The 22,361-nt window shown below is 41.9% G+C and carries 17 protein-coding genes and 1 pseudogene; 12 read left to right on the forward strand and 6 right to left on the reverse strand.

The features are described from left to right. On the forward strand, nucleotides 1-622 hold a 622-nt coding region (locus ADI86_RS12290; protein ID WP_241486544.1), incomplete at its 5' end, for an LPXTG cell wall anchor domain-containing protein. A 113-nt stretch (nucleotides 623-735) separates the two neighbouring features. Here ADI86_RS12290 and ADI86_RS06790 read toward each other — a convergent pair. Further along, on the reverse strand, nucleotides 736-2,832 hold the full coding sequence (locus ADI86_RS06790) for a GH92 family glycosyl hydrolase (RefSeq protein WP_049532308.1): 2,097 nt from the start codon (nucleotides 2,830-2,832) through the stop codon (nucleotides 736-738). A 170-nt stretch (nucleotides 2,833-3,002) separates the two neighbouring features. Here ADI86_RS06790 and ADI86_RS06795 point away from each other — a divergent pair, with 170 nt between their 5' ends. The 11 genes from ADI86_RS06795 to ADI86_RS06845 all read left to right on the forward strand — a co-directional run bounded on the left by ADI86_RS06795 (nucleotide 3,003) and on the right by ADI86_RS06845 (nucleotide 18,152). After that, entirely contained in the window at nucleotides 3,003-4,283 is a 1,281-nt protein-coding gene (locus tag ADI86_RS06795) for a glycoside hydrolase family 125 protein (protein WP_049532317.1), read from the forward strand. A 182-nt stretch (nucleotides 4,284-4,465) separates the two neighbouring features. Further along, a complete protein-coding gene (locus ADI86_RS06800; RefSeq protein WP_049532309.1) occupies nucleotides 4,466-7,111 on the forward strand; it encodes an alpha-mannosidase in 2,646 nt (881 codons plus the stop codon). A gap of 82 nt (nucleotides 7,112-7,193) precedes the next feature. Continuing rightward, nucleotides 7,194-8,063, forward strand: a complete 870-nt coding sequence (locus ADI86_RS06805) for an ROK family protein (RefSeq protein WP_049532310.1) — start codon at nucleotides 7,194-7,196, stop codon at nucleotides 8,061-8,063. After that, entirely contained in the window at nucleotides 8,057-9,898 is a 1,842-nt protein-coding gene (locus ADI86_RS06810) for a beta-N-acetylhexosaminidase (RefSeq protein ID WP_049532311.1), read from the forward strand. The genes ADI86_RS06805 and ADI86_RS06810 overlap by 7 nt, the downstream gene beginning before the upstream one ends. A 189-nt stretch (nucleotides 9,899-10,087) precedes the next feature. Then, a complete protein-coding gene (locus tag ADI86_RS11225) occupies nucleotides 10,088-10,561 on the forward strand; it encodes an IS1096 element passenger TnpR family protein (protein WP_080983200.1) in 474 nt (157 codons plus the stop codon). A gap of 370 nt (nucleotides 10,562-10,931) precedes the next feature. Then, complete coding sequence (locus tag ADI86_RS06820) at nucleotides 10,932-11,861, forward strand: ABC transporter permease (RefSeq protein ID WP_001032151.1); 930 nt, start codon at nucleotides 10,932-10,934, stop codon at nucleotides 11,859-11,861. A 13-nt stretch (nucleotides 11,862-11,874) separates the two neighbouring features. Next, on the forward strand, nucleotides 11,875-12,798 hold the full coding sequence (locus ADI86_RS06825; RefSeq protein WP_000818351.1) for a carbohydrate ABC transporter permease: 924 nt from the start codon (nucleotides 11,875-11,877) through the stop codon (nucleotides 12,796-12,798). A gap of 102 nt (nucleotides 12,799-12,900) precedes the next feature. Beyond that, nucleotides 12,901-14,382, forward strand: a complete 1,482-nt coding sequence (locus ADI86_RS06830) for an ABC transporter substrate-binding protein (protein WP_049532312.1) — start codon at nucleotides 12,901-12,903, stop codon at nucleotides 14,380-14,382. Between the two features lie 412 nt (nucleotides 14,383-14,794). Further along, the gene (locus tag ADI86_RS06835) at nucleotides 14,795-15,988 is read left to right on the forward strand and encodes an L-lactate MFS transporter (protein ID WP_049532313.1); all 1,194 of its coding nucleotides are present in this window, start codon (nucleotides 14,795-14,797) and stop codon (nucleotides 15,986-15,988) included. Between the two features lie 195 nt (nucleotides 15,989-16,183). Beyond that, entirely contained in the window at nucleotides 16,184-17,170 is a 987-nt protein-coding gene (locus tag ADI86_RS06840) for a rhodanese-related sulfurtransferase (RefSeq protein ID WP_020899966.1), read from the forward strand. A 175-nt stretch (nucleotides 17,171-17,345) separates the two neighbouring features. Beyond that, nucleotides 17,346-18,152 (forward strand): DUF4299 family protein, encoded by an 807-nt coding sequence (locus ADI86_RS06845; RefSeq protein WP_241486546.1) that lies wholly within the window; start codon nucleotides 17,346-17,348, stop codon nucleotides 18,150-18,152. Between the two features lie 71 nt (nucleotides 18,153-18,223). Here the strand turns inward: ADI86_RS06845 and ADI86_RS06850 are convergent, their stop codons facing one another. From ADI86_RS06850 to ADI86_RS11970, 5 genes and pseudogenes are all read right to left on the reverse strand, one after another. Beyond that, nucleotides 18,224-19,288 carry a DUF6574 domain-containing protein gene (locus ADI86_RS06850; protein ID WP_049532315.1) on the reverse strand — a complete coding sequence of 355 codons (1,065 nt, stop codon included), beginning with the start codon at nucleotides 19,286-19,288 and terminating at the stop codon, nucleotides 18,224-18,226. Nucleotides 19,289-19,345: 57 nt separating this feature from the next. Next, entirely contained in the window at nucleotides 19,346-20,257 is a 912-nt protein-coding gene (locus ADI86_RS06855) for a DUF4097 family beta strand repeat-containing protein (RefSeq protein WP_049532316.1), read from the reverse strand. After that, complete coding sequence (locus ADI86_RS06860; protein WP_000198685.1) at nucleotides 20,250-20,843, reverse strand: DUF1700 domain-containing protein; 594 nt, start codon at nucleotides 20,841-20,843, stop codon at nucleotides 20,250-20,252. The genes ADI86_RS06855 and ADI86_RS06860 overlap by 8 nt, the downstream gene beginning before the upstream one ends. Next, nucleotides 20,830-21,156 (reverse strand): PadR family transcriptional regulator, encoded by a 327-nt coding sequence (locus ADI86_RS06865; protein WP_000273858.1) that lies wholly within the window; start codon nucleotides 21,154-21,156, stop codon nucleotides 20,830-20,832. Before ADI86_RS06865 ends, ADI86_RS06860 begins: the two co-directional genes overlap by 14 nt. Nucleotides 21,157-21,359: 203 nt before the next feature. Next, nucleotides 21,360-22,361 (reverse strand): annotated as a pseudogene (locus tag ADI86_RS11970) (hypothetical protein); the annotation flags it as partial.

Genomic DNA, 22,361 nt, shown 5'->3' on the forward strand with positions numbered 1-22,361 from the left:
AACTGCGAAAGATATCAAGGTAAACAAAGACGGATCAGTAGTTGTAACCTTTGAAGATGGTACAACAGCCTTTATCCCAGCAGATAAGACAGTTAAATCAGCTGATTCAAACGGAGTTCAAGATCCAAGTACACCAGCCACAGATGCGTCTAAGAACAAAGTAACGGATCCAGCGGTAACACCAGTTAAAGATCCAGCTAACTTAACAGACGCAGAAAAAGCTAAAGTAGCAGAAGAAGTTAAGAAATCTAACCCAACTGCGAAAGATATCAAGGTAAACAAAGACGGATCAGTAGTTGTAACCTTTGAAGATGGTACTACAGCTGTTATCCCAGCAGATAAGACAGTTAAATCAGCTGATTCAAACGGAGTTCAAGATCCATCAGCAACTCCAGCTAACGACCAAGCTGCTCAAAAACCAGCTGTAGCTCCAGCTACTACTCCAGCAGCAGCTAATGCTAGTCAAACAGCATCAGCACAAGCAAATGCGCGTCAAGCAGCTAAAGAATTACCAAATACAGGTACAGCAAATTCTACTGTAGCTATGGTAGCAGCTGCAGCAAGTGCATTACTTGGTCTTGGTCTTGCAGGCCGTCGTCGTAAAGAAGACGAAGAAGCTTAATTGGTAGATTGTTTGATAAACATCAGATGATAAATCCGATTTTCAAAGCTTAAACAAGTACCTCTCATAAGAAAATCTCCTAGCAGGAAAGTCTGCTAGGAGATTTTTGCATTTCATGAAATTGACGAGTGATTTGGCAACCAGCTAAGTGTAAAGATCAGTTGTTCAGCTTTTAGGAGGTATTTGTGTTGAATAGTTGATACTAGGGTTTTGTCCAGTCGGCATTCTTTTACAAAGTTAAAATGGCTGTGGTTTTGTTTAGTATGGATATCCAACCATTTATCTTCTTTAGCCAGATAGACTCGGAGGTGGTCAAAGAGAGGGACTCCGAGGTCATAGCTTGGTTTTCCTGGACAGGTCGGATAAAATCCGAGAGCTGACCAGATGTACCAGGCCGAGAGACTGCCGTTATCCTCATCGCCAGGATAGGCTTCCCAACTTGGGTGAAAAGCTTTTTGACGTAGAGTCTTGATGAGAAGGGCAGTGTAGTCAGGGTAATTGCTGTAGCGGAAGAGATAAGGAATGTGGAAGCTTGGTTGGTTGGAAATGGTGAGTTGTCCAAAAGGAGCAGTAGCCATCTCGCTCATTTCGTGAATCTCGTAACCATAGCCTGTTGTCTCAAAGAGGGGAGCATCTTGACAGGTTTTCAAAAGATAGTTGCTAAAGGCTTCTTTTCCACCCATAAGCTGGATCAAGCCTGGGATGTCATGGAGGACACCTAAAGTTGCTTGGATGGTAGAGCATTCGGCATAGTCGCGTCCCCAACTATAAGGAGAGAAGTTGGGTCGGAAGTTGCCTTGACTGTCACGCGCTCGCATGTAACCTGTCTCAGCGTCAAATAGATGGCGGTAATTTTGTGATGCGGCCTTGTAAGTTTCAGCGATTTCTCTTTTCCCTCGTTTTTTGGCACAGCTAGCGATACAAAAATCGCTATAGGTATAGTCTAGAGTGTGGCTGACGCTTTCATGATTGTCTGTGGATAGATAGCCTAGTTCTTGGTATTGGGCTAGTCCGTGACGGCCATTGATCCCGAGAGGATCGGACTTGCTGGCTGTTTCAAGCATGGCTTGGAGGAGTTCTTCTTCTAGGTCAGGGGCCATGTCCTTGCAGGCGCTATCTGCGATAATACCATCTAAAAGGGTACCAGGCATCATACCACGTTCATCTGGGGCTAGCCATTTTGGAAGGAACCCCGTATCGCGGTAGCTATTGAGGAAACCTTCTAAAAAGAGGTGATAGTGCTCTGGTATGATAAGAGCAAAGAGGGGGAAGGTGGTACGGAAGGTATCCCAGAAACCATTGTTGCTGAAGAGGACACCAGGCTTGACAGTTCCAGTAGCCAGATCCACGTGAATGGCTTGCCCTGATTCATCAACCTCATAAAAAGTTTGTGGGAAGAGGAAGAGTCTGTAGAGACAGTGGTCAAAGAAGGTTCGGTCAGTATCTCCTGTCTCCACGATATCAAAACGGTGGAGGAGATTTTCCCAATCTGCTTGTGCATCTGCTTTACAACTATCAAAATCCTTTTGAGGTAGATTGATTAGGGCTTGAGAAGGAGAGATGAAAGAAGTGGCTAGCTGAATTTCAGCATGACTATCTGTCAGGTCAATTCGCCAGTCTCCACTTTCTTGGCTGACCGCAAGAATATCTGTATTCATTTTCAGGGTGGTGAAAAGTATCAGTGGATTTTTGTTGGTCTCAGTTTTTCCTTTCTGTCGCAGGGCAAGATTCCTCTGATCTACTTGCTCCACGGTCAGTTCATCTGCTGCGTGAAGATAGAGGGAGAGGGTTTTGCCTTGCTTTTGCTTCAAACGAATAGAAGCACCATAGCAAGTCGGTGTAAGCTGGCTTTCAATCTGATAGCGTAGGGAGAAAATTTTCAGATAATGTGGTTGGAAAGAGGCCCTATCTATGTCATAGGAAGACTGACGATGGAAGAGGCTGTCTCCACCTAGCTGACCTGTGACAGGTGTCAGAAGGAGCCAAGAGTAGTCCCCAATCCAAGGGCTGGGCTGATGGGTTAAACGAATCCCCTGAAATATGGGCAGATGTGGATCGAAAAACCAAGCTCCCTCCTGGTCGCTGGTCTGGGGCACAAAGTAATTCATCCCAAAAGGAATGCTTGTGTAGGGCAGGGTATTTCCCCGAGAAAAGGCGTGCTTACTAGCAGTGCCAAATCGGGTATCGATGGTTTCAAGTAGTGGTTTCATAGTCTGTCCTTTAGCTGTTTTTCTACATTATATCAGAAAAAGATAGCCTTTAGAAAAGGAGTTCCAAAGATAACTAGTTTGTAGAAAAATGACTATCATTTGTGTATGTATTTTCTGTCTCAAAAGCTATATACTGAAAATGAAACTTGTTTGAAAGAGGATACTGCATGATGATTTATTCAAAAGAAATTGTTAGAGAATGGCTAGATGAAGTAGCAGAACGGGCTAAGGACCATCCGGAGTGGGTGGATGTCTTTGAGCGTTGCTACACCGACACCTTGGACAATACGGTCGAGATTCTAGAAGACGGTTCAACTTTTGTCTTGACTGGGGATAATCCTGCTATGTGGCTTCGTGATTCGACAGCCCAACTCAGACCATATCTTCATGTGGCTAAAAGAGATCCTCTCCTGCGTCAGACCATTGCAGGTTTGGTCAAACGTCAGATGACCTTGGTCCTCAAGGATCCTTATGCCAATTCTTTTAACATAGAGGAAAACTGGAAGGGTCACCATGAGACAGACCATACCGACCTGAATGGCTGGATTTGGGAACGCAAGTACGAGGTGGACTCGCTTTGCTATCCTTTGCAGTTGGCTTATCTCCTCTGGAAAGAGACTGGCGAGACTAGCCAATTTGATGAGACTTTTGTCGCAGCGACTAAGGAGATTCTCCATCTTTGGACGGTAGAACAAGACCACAAGAACTCTCCTTATCGTTTTGTCCGAGATACGGACCGCAAGGAAGATACCTTGGTAAATGATGGCTTTGGACCTGACTTTGCAGTGATAGGTATGACTTGGTCAGCCTTTCGTCCGAGTGATGACTGTTGCCAGTATAGCTATTTGATTCCATCCAATATGTTTGCAGTCGTTGTCTTAGGTTATGTCCAAGAAATCTTTGCAGCATTAGACCTAGCTGATAGCGAGAGCATTATCGCAGACGCTAAGCGTCTCCAGGATGAAATTCAAGAAGGAATCGAAAACTACGCCTACACCACCAACAGTAAGGGTGAAAAGATTTACGCCTTTGAAGTGGATGGCCTAGGAAATGCTAGTATTATGGATGATCCAAATGTACCGAGTCTGCTGGCTGCGCCTTATCTGGGTTACTGTGCGGTCGATGATGAAGTTTACCAAGCCACTCGTCGTACCATTCTGAGTCCAGAAAATCCATACTTCTACCAAGGAGAATACGCTAGCGGTCTCGGAAGTTCCCATACCTTCTATCGTTATATCTGGCCGATTGCCCTATCTATCCAAGGCTTGACAGCTACCGATAAAGCTGAGAAAAAATTCTTGCTAGATCAGCTCGTCGCTTGTGATGGTGGAACAGGTGTTATGCATGAAAGCTTCCACGTCGATGATCCAACACTCTACTCACGCGAATGGTTCTCATGGGCCAACATGATGTTCTGCGAATTAGTCTTGGATTACTTGGATATTCGCTAATACTCTTCGAAAATCTCTTCAAACCACGTCAGCTTTACCTTGCCGTACTCAAGTACAGCCTGCGGCTAGCTTCCTAGTTTGCACTTTGATTTTCATTTAGTATTAGCGCAACCGATTCTTGTCAGAATCACAAATTTACATTTAAAACATTAAAAATTTAATTTAGAATGAGGTTTTACTTCATGGAAAATGTTGTCGTACATATTATCTCACATAGTCACTGGGATCGTGAGTGGTACTTGCCTTTTGAAAGCCACCGTATGCAGTTGGTGGAATTGTTTGACAATCTCTTTGATCTCTTTGAAAATGACCCTGAATTCAAGAGCTTCCATTTAGATGGACAAACCATTGTCCTTGATGACTACTTGGAGATTCGCCCTGAAAATCGCGACAAAGTCCAACGCTACATTGACGAAGGAAAATTGAAGATTGGTCCCTTTTATATCTTGCAGGATGACTACTTGATCTCCAGTGAAGCCAACGTTCGCAATACCTTGATTGGTCAAGCAGAATGTGCAAAATGGGGCAAATCAACCCAGATTGGTTACTTCCCAGATACCTTTGGAAATATGGGACAAGCGCCTCAAATCCTTCAAAAATCAGGCATTCACGTGGCAGCTTTTGGTCGTGGTGTCAAACCAATCGGATTTGACAACCAAGTCCTCGAAGATGAGCAGTTCACTTCTCAGTTTTCAGAAATGTACTGGCAGGGTGCAGATGGTAGTCGTGTCCTGGGGATTCTCTTTGCCAACTGGTACAGTAATGGGAATGAAATTCCAGTTGATAAAGACGAGGCCTTGAGCTTCTGGAAACAAAAATTGGCAGACGTGCGTGCCTATGCTTCGACTAACCAATGGTTGATGATGAACGGATGTGACCACCAGCCTGTACAGAAAAATTTGAGTGAAGCCATTCGTGTGGCAAATGAACTCTTCCCAGATGTAACCTTTGTTCATAGTTCCTTTGATGAATATGTTCAAGCTGTGGAAAGTGCGCTTCCTGAACACTTATCAACGGTGACAGGTGAGTTGACCAGTCAGGAAACAGATGGCTGGTACACACTTGCCAACACTTCTTCATCTCGTATTTATCTCAAACAAGCCTTCCAAGAAAATAGCAACCTCCTAGAACAGGTTGTAGAACCCTTGACAATTATCACTGGTGGCCACAACCACAAGGATCAGTTGACCTATGCTTGGAAAACACTTTTGCAGAATGCGCCGCATGATAGCATCTGTGGCTGTAGCGTGGACGAAGTTCATCGAGAGATGGAAACGCGTTTTGCTAAGGTCAACCAAGTAGGAAACTTTGTTAAGACCAATCTTCTCAATGAGTGGAAGGGCAAAATTGCAACTCACGAAGCTCAAAGTGATTGTCTCTTTACTGTCATTAACACAGGCTTGCATGATAAGGTTGATACTGTCAGCACAGTGATTGATGTGGCGACTTGTGATTTCAAGGAATTGCATCCAACAGAAGGCTACAAGAAGATGGCAGCCTTGACCTTGCCAAGCTACCGTGTAGAGGACTTGGATGGTCGTCCTGTAGAGGCTAAAATTGAAGACCTTGGGGCAAATTTTGAGTATGATTTACCAAAAGACAAGTTCCGCCAAGCTCGTATCGCTCGCCAAGTGCGCGTGACCATTCCAGTTCACCTAGCACCGCTTTCTTGGACAACTTTCCAATTGCTGGAAGGAGAGCAAGAACACCGTGAGGGTATTTACAAAAACGGATTGATTGATACGCCATTTGTAAGGGTGAGTGTGGATGACAATATCACAGTTTATGACAAGACAACTCACGAATCCTATGAAGATTTTATCCGTTTTGAGGACCGTGGTGACATCGGAAACGAGTATATCTATTTCCAACCAAAAGGAACAGAGCCTATTTATGCAGAGCTTAAGGGCTACGAGGTCTTGGAAAACACAGCTCGCTATGCTAAAATTTTGCTCAAACATGAATTGACTGTGCCTGTCAGTGCGGATGAAAAACTAGAAGAAGAGCAAAAAGGCATCATCGAGTTTATGAAGCGTGAGGCTGGACGTTCAGAAGAATTGACAAGCATTCCTCTGGAAACTGAGATGACTGTCTTCGTTGATAATCCACAAATCCGTTGCAAGACTCGCTTTACTAACACTGCCAAAGATCACCGTATCCGTCTTTTGGTTAAGACTCACAACACGCGTCCAAGCAATGATTCTGAAAGCATCTATGAGGTGGTGACACGACCAAACAAACCAGCTGCTTCATGGGAAAATCCTGAAAATCCTCAACACCAACAAGCCTTTGTCAGTCTGTATGACGATGAAAAAGGTGTGACTGTATCTAACAAGGGATTGAATGAATACGAAATCCTTGGAGACGACACCATTGCAGTGACTATTTTGCGTGCATCAGGTGAGCTGGGAGACTGGGGTTACTTCCCAACACCAGAAGCACAGTGTTTGCGTGAGTTTGAAGTCGAGTTTGCACTTGAATGCCACCAAGCCCAAGAACGCTTCTCAGCCTATCGTCGTGCTAAAGCCTTGCAGACACCGTTTACCAGCCTTCAGCTTGCTAAACAAGAAGGAAGTGTTGCTGCGACTGGTAGCCTCTTGAGTCATGCGGCACTCAGCTTACCACAAGTTTGCCCAACAGCCTTTAAAGTGGCGGAAAATGAAGAAGGCTATGTCCTCCGTTACTACAATATGAGTCAAGAAAATGTGCGCATATCAGAACACCAACAAACTATTCTTGACTTACTTGAGCAATCATATCCAGTTCATTCAGAACTATTGGCTCCACAAGAAATTCGTACAGAATTAATTAAAAAAGAAGAAATTTAATTTCAAAAAGTAAACATAAAAAGAAAGGAGGGGCGAAAAGGTAAGAACTAAGTGCTGATTCGCCCCTTTTTATGAAAAAACAATGACCATTGCAACGATTGATATCGGAGGGACTGGGATTAAGTTTGCCAGTCTGACTCCTGATGGAAAGATTTTAGATAAGACCAGCATCCCAACTCCAGAAACTCTGGAAGATTTGTTGGCTTGGTTGGACCAACGCTTGTCAGAACAGGACTATCGTGGGATTGCTATGAGCGTTCCAGGTGCGGTCAATCAAGAGACAGGTGTGATTGATGGCTTCAGTGCGGTGCCTTATATCCACGGCTTTTCTTGGTATGAGGCACTTAGCTTTTATCAGCTACCTGTCCATCTTGAAAATGATGCCAACTGTGTTGGACTTAGTGAATTGTTGGTTCACCCAGAAATTGAAAATGCAGCCTGTGTCGTGATTGGGACTGGGATCGGCGGAGCCATGATTATTAATGGTAGACTTCACCGAGGTCGCCACGGCTTGGGTGGAGAATTTGGCTACATGACAACCCTTGCCCCTGCTGAAAAACTCAACAACTGGTCGCAACTAGCGTCAACTGGCAACATGGTGCGATACGTGATTGAAAAATCTGGTCAGACTGACTGGGACGGTCGCAAAATATACCAAGAAGCTAAAGAAGGTAATACCCTTTGTCAAGAAGCTATTGAGCGTATGAACCGCAATCTGGCGCAAGGCTTGCTCAATATCCAGTATCTCATCGACCCAGATGTGATTAGCTTAGGTGGCTCTATCAGTCAAAATCCAGATTTTATCCAGGGTGTCAAGAAGGCTGTAGATGACTTTGTCGAAAGCTATGAAGAATACACGGTCGCACCAGTTATCCAAGCCTGTACCTATCAGGCAGATGCCAATCTCTACGGTGCCCTTGTCAATTGGTTACAGGAGGAAAACCAATGGTAAGATTTACAGGAATTAGTGACAAACAAGCGCAAGCTATTGAAGTATTAAAAAATCACATTTCTCTGCCAGATGTAGAGGTAGCAGTCGCTCAGTCTGACCAAGCCTCTATCTCTATCAAGGGTGAGGGTGGTCATTATCAATTGACTTACCGCAAACCTCACCAACTCTACCGTGCCTTGTCCTTGTTGGCAACGGCTCTAGCAGAAGGAGATAAAGTAGAGATTGAGGAGCAAGCGGCTTATGAAGATTTAGCCTATATGGCTGACTGTTCGCGCAATGCGGTGCTGAATGTCGCTTCTGCCAAGCAGATGATTGAGATCTTGGCTCTCATGGGCTACTCAACCTTTGAGCTCTACATGGAAGATACCTACCAGATTGAAGGGCAGCCTTACTTTGGCTATTTCCGTGGAGCCTACTCAGCTGAGGAATTGCAGGAAATCGAAGCCTATGCCCAGCAGTTTGATATGACCTTTGTGCCTTGCATCCAGACCTTGGCCCACTTGTCAGCCTTCGTCAAATGGGGTGTCAAGGAAGTGCAAGAACTCCGTGATGTAGAGGACATTCTCCTTATTGGCGAAGAAAAGGTTTATAACCTGATTGATGGGATGTTTGCTACTCTATCTAAACTACAAACTCGCAAGGTCAATATCGGGATGGACGAAGCCCACTTGGTTGGCTTGGGACGTTACTTGATATTGAACGGTGTTGTGGATCGTAGTCTCCTCATGTGTCAACACTTGGAGCGCGTGCTGGATATTGCTGACAAATATGGTTTCCACTGCCAGATGTGGAGCGATATGTTCTTTAAACTTATGTCAGCAGATGGCCAGTACGACCGTGATGTGGAAATTCCAGAGGAAACGCGTGTCTACCTCGACCGTCTCAAAGATCGTGTGACCTTGGTTTACTGGGACTATTATCAGGATAGCGAGGAAAAATACAGCCGTAATTTCCGCAATCATCATAAGATTAGTCATGATCTTGCCTTTGCAGGGGGAGCTTGGAAGTGGATTGGTTTCACACCCAATAACCATTTCAGCCGTCTAGTAGCTATTGAGGCTAATAAAGCCTGCCGTGCCAATGAGATAAAAGAAGTCATTGTAACGGGTTGGGGGGATAATGGTGGGGAAACAGCCCAGTTTTCTATTCTCCCAAGCTTGCAAATCTGGGCAGAACTCAGCTACCGCAATGACTTAGACCGTTTGTCTGCTCACTTCCAGACCAATACTGGTCTATCGGTTGAGGATTTCATGCAGATTGACCTTGCCAATCTCTTACCAGATCTACCAGGCAATCTCAGTGGGATCAATCCTAACCGCTATGTCTTTTATCAGGATGTTCTCTGTCCGATCCTTGACCGACATATGACACCTGAACAGGACAAGCCACACTTCGCTCAAGCAGCTGAGACGCTTACTGACATTAAAGAAAAAGCAGGCATCTACGCCTATCTCTTCGAAACTCAGGCCCAGTTGAATGCCATTTTAAGTAGCAAAGTCGATGTGGGACGACGCATTCGTCAGGCCTACCAAGCGGATGATAAGGAAAGTCTGCAAGAAATCGCAAGACAAGAATTACCAGAACTCAGAAGCCAAATTGAGCACTTCCATGCTCTCTTTAGCCACCAATGGCTGAAGGAAAACAAGGTCTTTGGCTTGGATACAGTTGACATCCGTATGGGCGGACTCTTACAACGTATCAAACGAGAAGAAAGCCGCATCGAGGCTTATCTGGATGGTCAGCTTGACCGCATCGATGAGTTAGAAGTGGAAATCCTGCCATTTACTGACTTTTACGCAGACAAGGACTTCGCAGCCACAACAGCCAACCAGTGACATACCATTGCGACAGCTTCGACGATTTATACGACCTAAAACAAGAACATCTTGCCTAGCACAGGGTGTTTCGCGTGAAACAGAAGAATTATCTAGTTTCAAATACCACAGTTAGACAAACTTATGTTAAAATGACTGTGAGGGAATTTCTCTTAGGAGTAACTCCATCGATTGGCTATTGGAGGTATTATGGTACACTTAAAATTAATCAAAAACGAAATAGAGGCTGAAAAGCCAGCGTCTGTGCCTGCCTGGGTTATATCAGTAAAACTTAGAACAGGCTGCTACCGACATATACAGATTCCCAAAACAGAAACGTTAGCGGAACTAGCAGATGTTATTTTATGGAGTTTCGATTTTATAAATGATCATGCTCATGCATTTTTCATGGATAACGTTGTTTGGAGTGATGTAGATTCTTACTTTGTTAGCTTTGTTAGTGACGATGGTGAAGAACGATACACGGAAAATGTCCATCTGGATATCCTAAGTGTCAAACAAAAATTTAAGTTTATTTTTGACTTTGGTGATGAATGGCGTTTCGAATGTCAAGTGCTGAGAGAAATCGAGGCGGAAGATGAAGAAGCTTATATTGTTCGTGAAGTTGGAACACCACCAGAACAATATCCGGATTATGATGGTTTTGACGATGAAGAATGGTAGAATTGATTGTTAAGCAATCTAAAAAACAATTGGAATCAGTCTGTGTAGGCTTAGCATTTCAATTGTTTTTTTGTGATAGTTTCAGATAAGAGAGCTGTTTTTTAATTTTCCAACCTCCTTATCTACAACCTCAGAGCTGTACTTTGAGTAGCTTCCTAATTTGGTCTTTGATTTTCATTGAGCATAAGATGAAAAATGAGTCGCAACTTATTTTTTTGTTAGTACTCCACATAAAATAATTTGTGGAGTTTTTTCTATAATTAGTAGTTTAACCTAACCTTCAAATAGGAGTATACTAATAATGTAATCGTTATCAAAAGTCTAAAAAGGAATTTTTAGATGGGTATCAAAATAAAAAAGGGAGGAAATTATGAATAAGTTTTCAAAAACCTTGAGAGATAACTGGATCTTTCTCTTGATGGTTTTGCCAGGGGCACTCTGGTTGATTCTATTCTTCTACATTCCAGTATTTGGGAACGTGGTTGCCTTCAAAGATTACCACATGACCAGTAATGGTTTCATAGATAGTATCATGAATAGTAAATGGGTCGGACTCGATAATTTCAGATTCTTGTTTAGTTCAAAAGACGCCTTTATTATCACACGAAATACTGTCCTCTACAATCTCGGCTTTATCTTTATTGGTTTGATTGTATCTGTAGGGATTGCCATCATCCTCAGTGAACTCCGTTCTAAGAGAATGGTTAAGATCTTCCAAACTTCTATGTTGTTCCCTTACTTCTTGTCTTGGGTTATCATCAGTTTCTTTACAGATGCCTTCCTAAATATTGATAAAGGGGTGTTCAACCATTTCCTAGAATCTATTGGAATGAAGGAAATCAATTTCTACGCTGACTTGGGTATCTGGCCATATCTCCTACTTTTCCTAGGTATTTGGAAAGGTTTTGGATATAGCAGTGTCATGTACTATGCGACAATCATGGGAATTGATCCAACCTACTACGAAGCAGCAACAGTGGACGGGGCTAGCAAATGGCAACGAATTCGCAATGTAACCATTCCGCAGTTGACACCGTTGGTAACTGTATTGACCATCCTGGCAGTCGGAAATATCTTCCGTGCAGACTTCGGTCTTTTCTACCAAATCCCCCACAATGCTGGTCAGCTTTATAACGTAACCAACGTCTTGGACGTATATGTTTATAATGGTTTGACCCAGACAGCGGATATCGGTATGGCTTCAGCGGCAGGTCTCTACCAATCAGTAGTCGGTTTGCTTTTGGTTATCCTATCAAACTTACTTGCAAGACGAGTTGATCCAAACTCAGCCTTGTTCTAGAAAGGAGGAGAATATGGCAGAAAAGAAAATTAAAAAAGAAAAAATTGATAATGTCGGCATTCACTCCTTCAGTAAGAAAGCAGATATCTTCTTCAGTACCATTTCTGGTTTGATTGCCCTCTCTTGTATCCTACCCTTCGTATTCGTTATTGTTATTTCGGTGACAGATGAAAAGAGTATCCTCCAAAATGGATATAGCTTCTTCCCATCCCAATTTGGATTAGACGGTTTTGAATTTTTGGCACAGTTTAAGGATAAAATCCTCCAAGCCCTCTTCATCTCAGTCTTTGTAACAGTGGTGGGGACTATCACAAACGTTTTTATCACAACAACCTATGCCTACGCTATTTCACGGACAACCTTTAAGTACCGCAGATTCTTTACGATCTTTGCCCTTCTTAGTATGTTGTTCAATGCTGGTTTGGTACCAGGCTATATCGTGGTCACTCGTTTGCTTCAACTTGGTGATACAGTTTGGGCCTTGATTGTTCCAATGCTTCTCTCACCATTTAACATCATCTTGATGCGTTCCTTCTTTAAGAAGACCATTCCAGAAGCTATTCTAGAATCTGCTCGTATCGATGGTGCCAGTGAAGCCCGGATCTTCTTCCAAATCTGTTTACCATTATCACTACCAGGTATCGCAACCATCACGCTCTTAACAGCTCTTGGTTTCTGGAACGACTGGTTCAACGCCCTTCTTTACATTAAGAGTGACAACTTGTACCCATTGCAATATTTGCTTATGCAAATTCAACAAAATATGGACTACATCGCAAAAGCAGTCGGTCTATCTGGTCAACTGGGAGTTGCTCTACCAAAAGAAACAGGACGTATGGCCATGGTTGTGGTGGCAACCCTTCCAATCGCGATTTTGTATCCATTCTTCCAACGCTACTTTGTAAAAGGTTTGACTATCGGTGGTGTGAAAGAATAGTGCTTATTGAGAAAAACATTTCTCATTTCCAAACTTCCCTTGCGTGAAGTTAAAATCATTAAATTATTTATAAGTTTAAAAATAAAAAAAGGAGTTTTTATCATGAAAAACTGGAAAAAATATGCTTTCGCATCTGCTAGTGTAGTCGCTTTGGCTGCTGGTCTCGCTGCTTGTGGAAACCTTTCAGGTAACAAGAAAGCTGCTGACTCAGCTTCAGGTGAAAAACCTGTTATCAAAATGTACCAAATTGGTGACAAACCAGATAACTTGGATGAATTGCTAGAAAATGCTAACAAAATCATCGGAGAAAAAGTTGGTGCTAAATTGGATATCCAATATCTTGGATGGGGTGACTATGATAAGAAAATGTCAGTTATCACATCATCGGGTGAAAACTACGATATCGCCTTTGCATCTAACTATGTTGTAAATGCTCAAAAAGGTGCTTATGCTGACTTGACTGACTTGTACAAGAAAGAAGGGGCAGAACTTTACAAAGCACTTGACCCAGCTTACATCAAAGGTAACAGCATTAACGGTAAAATTTACGCAGTTCCAGTTGCAGCCAACGTTGCATCATCTCAAAACTTCGCCTTCAACGGAACTCTTCTTGCTAAATACGGTATCGATATTTCAGGTGTCACTTCATACGAAACACTTGAACCAGTCTTGAAACAAATCAAAGAAAAAGCTCCAGATGTAGTGCCATTTGCGGTTACTAAGAACTTCATCCCATCTGATAACTTTGACTACCCAGTTCCAAATGGACTTCCATTCGTTATCGACCTTGAAGGAGATACTACTAAGATCGTAAACCGTTACGAAGTGCCTCGCTTTAAAGAACACTTGAAGACTCTTCACAAATTCTATGAAGCTGGATACATTCCAAAAGACGTAGCAACAAGCGATACTTCATTTGACCTTCAACAAGATACTTGGTTCGTTCGTGAAGAAACAGTAGGACCAGCTGACTACGGTAACAGCTTGCTTTCACGTGTTGCGAACAAAGATATCCAAATCAAACCAATTACTAACTTCATCAAGAAAAACCAAACAACTCAAGTTGCTAACTTTGTTATCTCAAACAACTCTAAGAACAAAGAAAAATCAATGGAAGTGTTGAACCTCTTGAACACTAACGCAGAACTTTTGAACGGTCTTGTTTACGGTCCAGAAGGCAAGAACTGGGAAAAACTTGCAGGTAAAGAGAACCGTGTTAAAGTCCTTGATGGTTACAAAGGCAACACTCACATGGGTGGATGGAACACTGGTAATAACTGGATTCTTTACATCAACGAAAACGTTACAGACCAACAAATTGCAGATTCTAAGAAACAATTGGCAGAAGCTAAAGAATCTCCAGCGCTTGGATTCATCTTTAACACTGATAGTGTGAAATCTGAAATCTCAGCAATCTCTAACACAATGCAACAATTCGATACAGCTATCAACACTGGTACTGTAGACCCAGACAAAGCTATTCCAGAATTGATGGAAAAATTGAAATCTGAAGGTGCCTACGAAAAAGTATTGAACGAAATGCAAAAACAATACGATGAATTCTTGAAAAATAAAAAATCATAAGATCAATTGATTTCGTGTATTCATTCCTAAAAATGTTGACACCGCCTCCTCAGGTATTACTAAAGGAGGCGGTGTTTTTGTACTAATGAACAAAGCTATAAGGATAAAATATGAATATAGATTAATTTAATTAATACCTCTATTAGTTTAATTAAGTAGATTTTTAGAATAAAGTAGCTTATAATAAGAGTGCAATGAAAGCGCTTAATATTGTGAAAATTCATCTTGTTCTGATTTAAGAGATTTATAGATATAAATTTTTAAGCAGTCGTATATAGATGTATGTCGTTTACACAGTTCTATATACCTAAAAATTTATAAAATGATCAATTTAAACGAGGTAGGTGAAAAAATGATAAAAGTTGTTCTCTATTCTTTTTAGGAACAAGAAATTTTACATGAGGTTATTCAAATGAAAAAAACACCCAACCGATGGTTAATTTTGGCAGCAGCCATTTTAACGAATCTATCTCTAGGTGCTGGTTATGCCTGGTCAGTCTTTCAAAAGGCGCTGCTAGAAACCAATGCTAGTCAAGGATGGGTTCAAGCCCAAACTTCTTTGGCCTTTAGTATTTCTTTTGCAATGGTACCTGTTGGTATGATTATTTTCGGTCCTAAGGTTGATTCAGCAGGACCTAAGAAATTTGTATTCCTAGGTGGTATTCTCTTCGGTGCTGGTATGTTTGCTACTGGATTTGCTACTTCTCTTCCAGTCCTTTACCTCACTTACGGGGTTGTCCTAGGACTTGGTATTGGTTCAGCTTATGGAGCATCTACTTCAGTTGCCACTAAGTGGTTCCCAGATAAAAAAGGTTTAGCTGGTGGTTTGACAGCAGCAGGTTTTGGGTTAGGCCCGCTCATTATCGGTCCAGTTGCCAAAGCTTTGATTGCTTCTATGGGTGTTTACTCAACATTCAAAGTATTAGGAATCATTCTTCTAATTGTTATTTGTACTTCTTCATTGGTAATGGAGAAAGCTCCTGCAGCAGCTCCTGCAGCTGGAACAGCTCAACCAGAAGGTAAAACTTACAAAGAAATGCTTCGTGATGGAAATTACTGGCTTCTATGGTTGATTTACGTTCTTGGTGCTACTGGTGGAATGATGATTATCGGTACTGCAGCATCAATTTCTGACCAGTATAAACTTGTAGGAGAAGCTACACTCTTCGTTATGCTGGTATCTATCGCTAATACATTTGGTCGTATCTTCTGGGGTACGGTATCTGATAAGATTGGTCGCTATCCTACCGTTATTGCCATGTTTGGAGCGGTTGCTACTGGTTTGTTGCTCACAGCCTTATTCAAAGGTCCTGGAAGCATCTTGGCCATCCTTGGAATTATGATGGTTGCCTTGTCATTTGGCGGCTTCCTCGGTTCATTCCCAGGAATTACTGCTGAAAACTGGGGAGTTACATACGTAGGGACAAACTATGGATGGATGTTTACTGCTTATGGTGTAGCTGCTATTGCTGGCCCTCAGTTAGGAGCACGTCTTGCACAGGCAAACCAGGGAGATTATACAATGGCCTTCTTTATCGTTATCGGTATGGCTATCCTTGGTATTTTACTCCAACTGTTCTATATGGCTAAAGCTAAAAAAGTTTAAAACTGAATCCTTGGAAAATCCAAGGATTTTTTAAAATATGATTGATACTAAGTGTAGTGTACAAGAAATTTGTTTCTAAATTGAAATATAGCAATTTCCAGTCAAATAAATTGCATTCGTTTTCTCAAGCAGGTATACTAGTATAGTTAGATGAAAAATTCTGAAAATTTAAGAATAGAAAAGAGAACAAATCTTATGGCAAAAGATATTCGTGTCTTACTTTACTACCTTTATACTCCAATTGAAAATGCAGAGCAATTTGCTGCAGACCACTTGGCTTTCTGTAAATCAATCGGCCTTAAAGGCCGTATCCTAGTCGCTGACGAGGGAATTAACGGGACAGTTTCAGGTGACTATGAAACAACTCAAAAATACATGGACTACGTTCACAGCCTCCCAGGCATGGAAGACCTCTGGTTCAAGATTGACGAAGAAAATGAACAAGCCTTCAAGAAGATGTTTGTTCGCTACAAGAAAGAAATTGTCCACCTTGGTTTGGAAGACAACGACTTTGACAACGACATCAACCCACTTGAAACAACAGGTGCTTACCTGTCTCCAAAAGAGTTCAAAGAAGCCCTTCTTGACGAAGATACAGTTGTCCTTGACACACGTAACGACTATGAGTACGACCTAGGACATTTTCGTGGAGCTATCCGCCCAGACATTCGCAACTTCCGTGAGTTGCCACAATGGGTTCGTGACAACAAGGAAAAATTCATGGACAAGCGTGTCGTGGTTTACTGTACAGGTGGTGTTCGCTGTGAGAAATTCTCAGGCTGGATGGTCCGTGAAGGCTACAAAGATGTTGGCCAATTGCACGGAGGAATCGCGACTTACGGGAAGGATCCAGAAGTTCAAGGGGAACTTTGGGATGGAAAAATGTACGTTTTTGACGAGCGTATTGCAGTCGATGTCAACCATGTCAATCCAACTATCGTAGGGAAAGATTGGTTTGATGGAACACCATGTGAACGCTATGTCAACTGTGGAAATCCCTTCTGTAACCGCCGTATCTTGACATCAGAAGAAAATGAAGACAAGTACCTTCGTGGATGCTCACACGAGTGCCGTGTTCACCCACGTAACCGCTATGTTTCAGAAAATGAATTGACACAAGCTGAAGTGATCGAGCGCCTAGCCGCTATCGGTGAAAGCTTGGATCAAGCAGCTACTGTATAATATCAAACAGTCCTTAGGGGCTGTTTTTCTATGCTTTTTACTCAAAAATCTAAAGTTTGTTTCTGTATCTTTCAGGAAAATAAGGTATACTATATGTAAACGATTTCAAAGGAGTCCAGTTATGACGAAAACATTTTTTATTCCAAATAAACAGAGCATTTTAGGAGAATAGGAAATTTTGACTGCCAAGTCTATCTTGGCCTTGGTAGACAGTTTGGAGTCGCATAGTTATGATGCGGTTTATCTCCGTCAGCCTCTTAATCGTCTCGAGTATATCGAGTGTGCGATAGTGGGGCAATCACAATTTCTTTTTAAAGTCAGTTATGCTGACGATCAAAAGGCATATCGTGTCGATCTTCCTGCCCTACTAACGAAGACAGACTGGCGGATTATCAAATCATTTTTAGATGCTCTGCTTGCTTACACAGGAACGGAGATTGAAGGACTAGATGGTTTTGATTTTGAAGCTTATTTCCAAGCAAGTATTCAAGCCTATCTAGCAGACACTGCAGCCCGCTTTACGATTTGCCAAGGAATTTTTAATCCTGTTTTCTTTAGTCATGAGGATTTGAAAAGCTTTTTAGAGGAAGATGGCTTGGCTCAATTTGAAGCGCGTGTACGTGCGGTTCAAGAGACAGATGCTTACTTTGCAAGAGTTTCCTTTTATCAGGATGGAGAAGGCCAAGTGCACGGTGTTTACCATCTGGCTCAGGGAGTCAAGACCGTTTTACCGAGAGAACCATTTGTTCCTGCTGCCTATATTGAGCAATTGGTGGATAATGAAGTCCAGTGGGAGATTGATTTGGTTCAAATCACAGGAGACGGCTCTAAACCAGAAGACTATGAAGCCATTGCCCGCTTGAACTATGCAAAATTCCTAGAGTCACTACCTTCAGCATCTTACCACCAACTAGACGCCAATCAATTAGAAGTACAGCCCATCCTAGGACAAGATTTTAAAGCATTAGCACAAGAAGAGTAAAGCAGAAGCAGGTCAATCGACTTGCTTTTTTGACATATAAAAAATCCTGCCATGGATGACAGGATTGAAGTTTAAAGAAAGGCCAAGATACGAAGGTAATCTCCAATCAGTGCCACTTCAGCTACAAAGAAGAGGAGGATAATGACTCCGTTCACAAGGACAGACAAGAATAACTGATAGAAGGAGTCGGTTTCACTTGCTTGACTTGGTCTTGTAATGATATGGAGACTGGCAAGCAGAATGATTCCAATGCTAATCACACACAAGAGGGCTGTAAATCGTAGGCTGTCAAAGAAGGCAAAGAAACTAGCAATGGCAGTGAGGATGATTGGAATTGCCAAGAGTTGACTATATTGTTGGAGAACCTTTTCTAGCGTCCAGTCTTTTTCTTGGTGGATAAATCGTCTCACAACGAAACTACCCAAGAGGAATGAAAAGAAGAAGAGTGTTGTTGCTACTAGGATAGAGATAATCGAAAAGAGATTTAATGAAGCAAATTGTTCAGGGAAGTGATTATGCATAGTTGCTATATGTCCATAGTAAGCATGTTTGATGTGGTAGATACTAAAGAAAAAGGAAGACGCAGAAAACAGAATAAGCAAGAGAAAGGCTATGTAACTATGTGTGCTACTTGTTTCAAGATTGCTCGTAGGAGATTTGAGAGCTTCTAATAGCCAAGACCAAAAATCAAGCGCTTGCTCTTTCCATTTATCCCTAGATTTTGGAGCTTGGTCGGGGATATAAGGACTTTCTAAGGATTTACTGATAAGAAGTGGCTCTTTCGTGGTTGTGTTTTGCTGAGGAAGTGCTTCTTGACTTTCTTCAGCTATAGTGACTTTTTCTGTTTCTTTAGAAATGTCAGGCTCTTCTTCAGTAGAATTGGATGCCTTCTTTTCTTCTATTTCTGTTCTCGCTTCACTGTCTTCAGGCGTTTCAATTTTCTCTTCTTGCTGGTTTTCAAGTTCGACTTCCGCTTGAGAGACTTCCTCCTCTACTTGAGTATTTTTTTCAATTGGTGTATCGAGATCGGCTATCCTTTCTTCAGCCTTGTCTGCAAGATCTTGGGGTTGTTCTTCAGGCTTGTTCTTGCTTGTTGTTTTTACAAAATCATTACTTTCAAACCATTCTTGTTTCATGGTAGAACCTCCTTTTTAGTGGGTTATGTGTCATAGTGGTCGATATAAATAGGTTTATTAAGGTCTGTTAGCTGTAGTTTCAAGACTAATATAATCAACAGCCTTAGCGATGAGTTGACCTTTTGCATCAGTTTTTTCAGTTTTGTAAGGGTTGCTTAATTCGTTGGGGTGGCGTTGACTCTCATCTCTCGATAACTGATAAATAGGACCATGGTGACTCGAGAGGTCTAAGTTAATTTCTTGGCTTTCTTTTTGAGTTAGCATGATACTGAGCGCATTTTTAGAAGATAGTTCTACTTTACCATATACTTTAATATTTTCAGCGTGGAAGTGATTCTTTGTTGACTCTAGCTGACTATCTGTAAGATCTGTATCAAAGATATTGACGATATTGGGCGTTGTGAGTTTACTGTTTTTGATACGGCTTCCTTCAATTCGGAGGATATAGCTGTTTGTATTGAGGGTCGCATTTTCAAGAGTGGCATTAGTGATACTGGTTTGACCGCGATTGGTTGAGACGTTGATTCCTTTTAGACTTCTTCCTTTTGGAACTTGTAGAATAACTTCTTCAAAACGACGAGAGTAGTTACTTGCGATATGGAGAATACCGCCAATTCCAGAAGAGAGAAACGGACTTTCAGACAGTTTCTTATCAGTGAGGCTTAGAGTTTTGTCGTTTTGATTTGTGACAAGATCATGGTTAGCAGAAATAGATGGATGATAAGAAATGTGGATTTGATCATCGAAAGAGTCTGTGATGGTCAGTGCGTGTTGGTGGAGCGTGATGTCTAGGTTTTCGACTTCCTTGCCAAAGGTCAGCTCTTCCATACGACTATCATAGACAGGCTCCTTGGACATGGCAAGTAGGCTCTTGATTCCGTCAGATTGGATGCCTACAAAGAGCAGGATAAATCCGATAACGGTAGTCACCACACCAAAAATGAGAAATCCTTTTGTCAATTTACGCATGCTGGTCACCTCTCTTTCCTTTTTTAAGAACAAATTGCACCAGGCGAACAATGAGTAGGCCGAAGAAGCGGGCTACATAGGAAATACCTAGTAAGACTAGTGAAGAAGCACCGATAGCCAGTAAACCAGAACCAAAAATCAAGATAAAGGCTGATTTGGCTTGGGCGAGGACAGTGAAACTTTCAACTAAAAATAGGAATCCGCCGATGATACCAAGTATGGAAACCGCAAAGAAAGCTAGAATGACAGTCAAGGCTGCCACAAGGATTGCGAACAGGGACACGAGGATGGCGATTCCCAGAGGAATACCGATGGGTGCTGCAAGGAGAGCTAACAAGGCGATATGCAAAATTTGTCGGTTATTTTTTTGAGCGGGTGCCTCATTGATTTTTTTATCGAGAAGATTAGAGAGGACTTCATGAGCTGCTTCCTTAGGAGTTCCCAAACTAGCGATGAGTTCTTCTTCTCCCTCGACTCCAGCATCGTCAAAGAGTTCCCTGAAATAGTCCATGGCTTCGATGCGGTCAGCTTCAGGTAGTTTCTTGAGATAGAGTTCTAGCTGAGTCAGGTATTCAGTTCTTGTCATGGCGGATACTCCCTTCTATGATGCCATTGATGGTGTCTGTATAGAGTGCCCATTCATCTTTTAGGGTCACGAGCTGTTCTATACCACCATTTGTCAAGGAGTAGTATTTGCGCATGCGACCTTGGAACTCTCTAGAATAGGTTGTCAGAAAGCTATTGCCTTCCAATTTTTTTAGGATAGGATAGAGTGTAGATTCTTTGATATTAGCGATCAGCTTAATGGTTTGGCTAATCTCATAACCATAAGAATCATCCTGCTCCAGTACAGCCAAGATGAGAAATTCAATCAAGGCAGAGGATGTTGGAAAGTACATGGGGAACCTCCTTTTCTAATGTGTAAGATTTTTATATATAATTTTTCTACACATACATTGTACATCTAAAAGAAAGCCCTGTCAAGAGAAATGTGTAAAATTTTTATATATAAAAATGATAGAAGCTAGTTTTGTGAATCCAAAAAATCTTCCTACAAACGCAAGAAGATTTTTTTATTTCTTAGTCTATTTAGTAAATCGGTCTATTCTACCCACTCACCATTGTAATTGACACGGTAACCATCAGGGGTCGTTGTATTGATTGCGAGTGCACCAGAGCTATAAGCATAGTACCATTTACCAGAAACTGTAAACCAGCCTGTTTTCATAGCACCTGACTGGTCAAGATAATACCATGAGCCATTTTCTTTAACCCAGCCTGTAGCCATTGAGCCTGAGTTATTCAAGTAATACCATGTACCGTTATCTTTTAACCAACCTGTAGCTATTGAGCCTGACTTGTTCAAGTAATACCATGTACCACCAGTCTTGACCCATCCAGTTTGCATCCAACCTGCGTGGTCAAAGTAATACCAAGTACCCTTGATTTGTTCCCAACCGTTGGTTGTATATGAACCGTCAGCGTGTTTGTACCACCAACGACCAGCTGACTGAATCCAGTTGCCATCTTGTGAAGGTTTTTCATCTTCTACTTTCTTGAGTTCTGTATCTGTTTTCTTATCCGCTTGTTTCCCTGCAAGATACTCCAGATACCAACCTGATAGATTGTAGTAGTCCTTTCTTTCAGCCTTGACCAACTTATCAAACTCTTCTTGGATTTCAGCTAATTTAGCTTGTTCAGCTTTCAATTTAGCTGTAACTGCATCCAATTTATCTTGTGCCAATTTTGCAGAAGATTTTGCTTGAGTCAATTTTGCTTCTAAATCAGCTACTTTTGCTTGCGCATCTGCAAGATTCTTATCTGCGTTTAGATAAGCACTCAATTTTGTTGCAATTGCTTTAGCATCTGACATCAATTTGTCTTTTTCTGCATGGAGTTTTTCTTGTTCAGCTTGAAGTGCAGTCAACTTGTTTTCTTCTGCTTGTAATTTTGCTTGCGCATTTGTAAGAGCAGTTTCAGCATCTTTTTGAGCAGTTTTAGCTGTAGCTAGTTCAGCTTTAGCTGTTTCAAGAGCAGTTTGTTTTTCTGCTTGGCTTCTTGAGAAGTTTTCAACAGCTTTTTCAGCAGTTGCTTTACGTTCTTG

This window comes from Streptococcus pseudopneumoniae, assembly GCF_001074975.1.
GTDB classification, from domain to species: domain Bacteria; phylum Bacillota; class Bacilli; order Lactobacillales; family Streptococcaceae; genus Streptococcus; species Streptococcus pseudopneumoniae_D.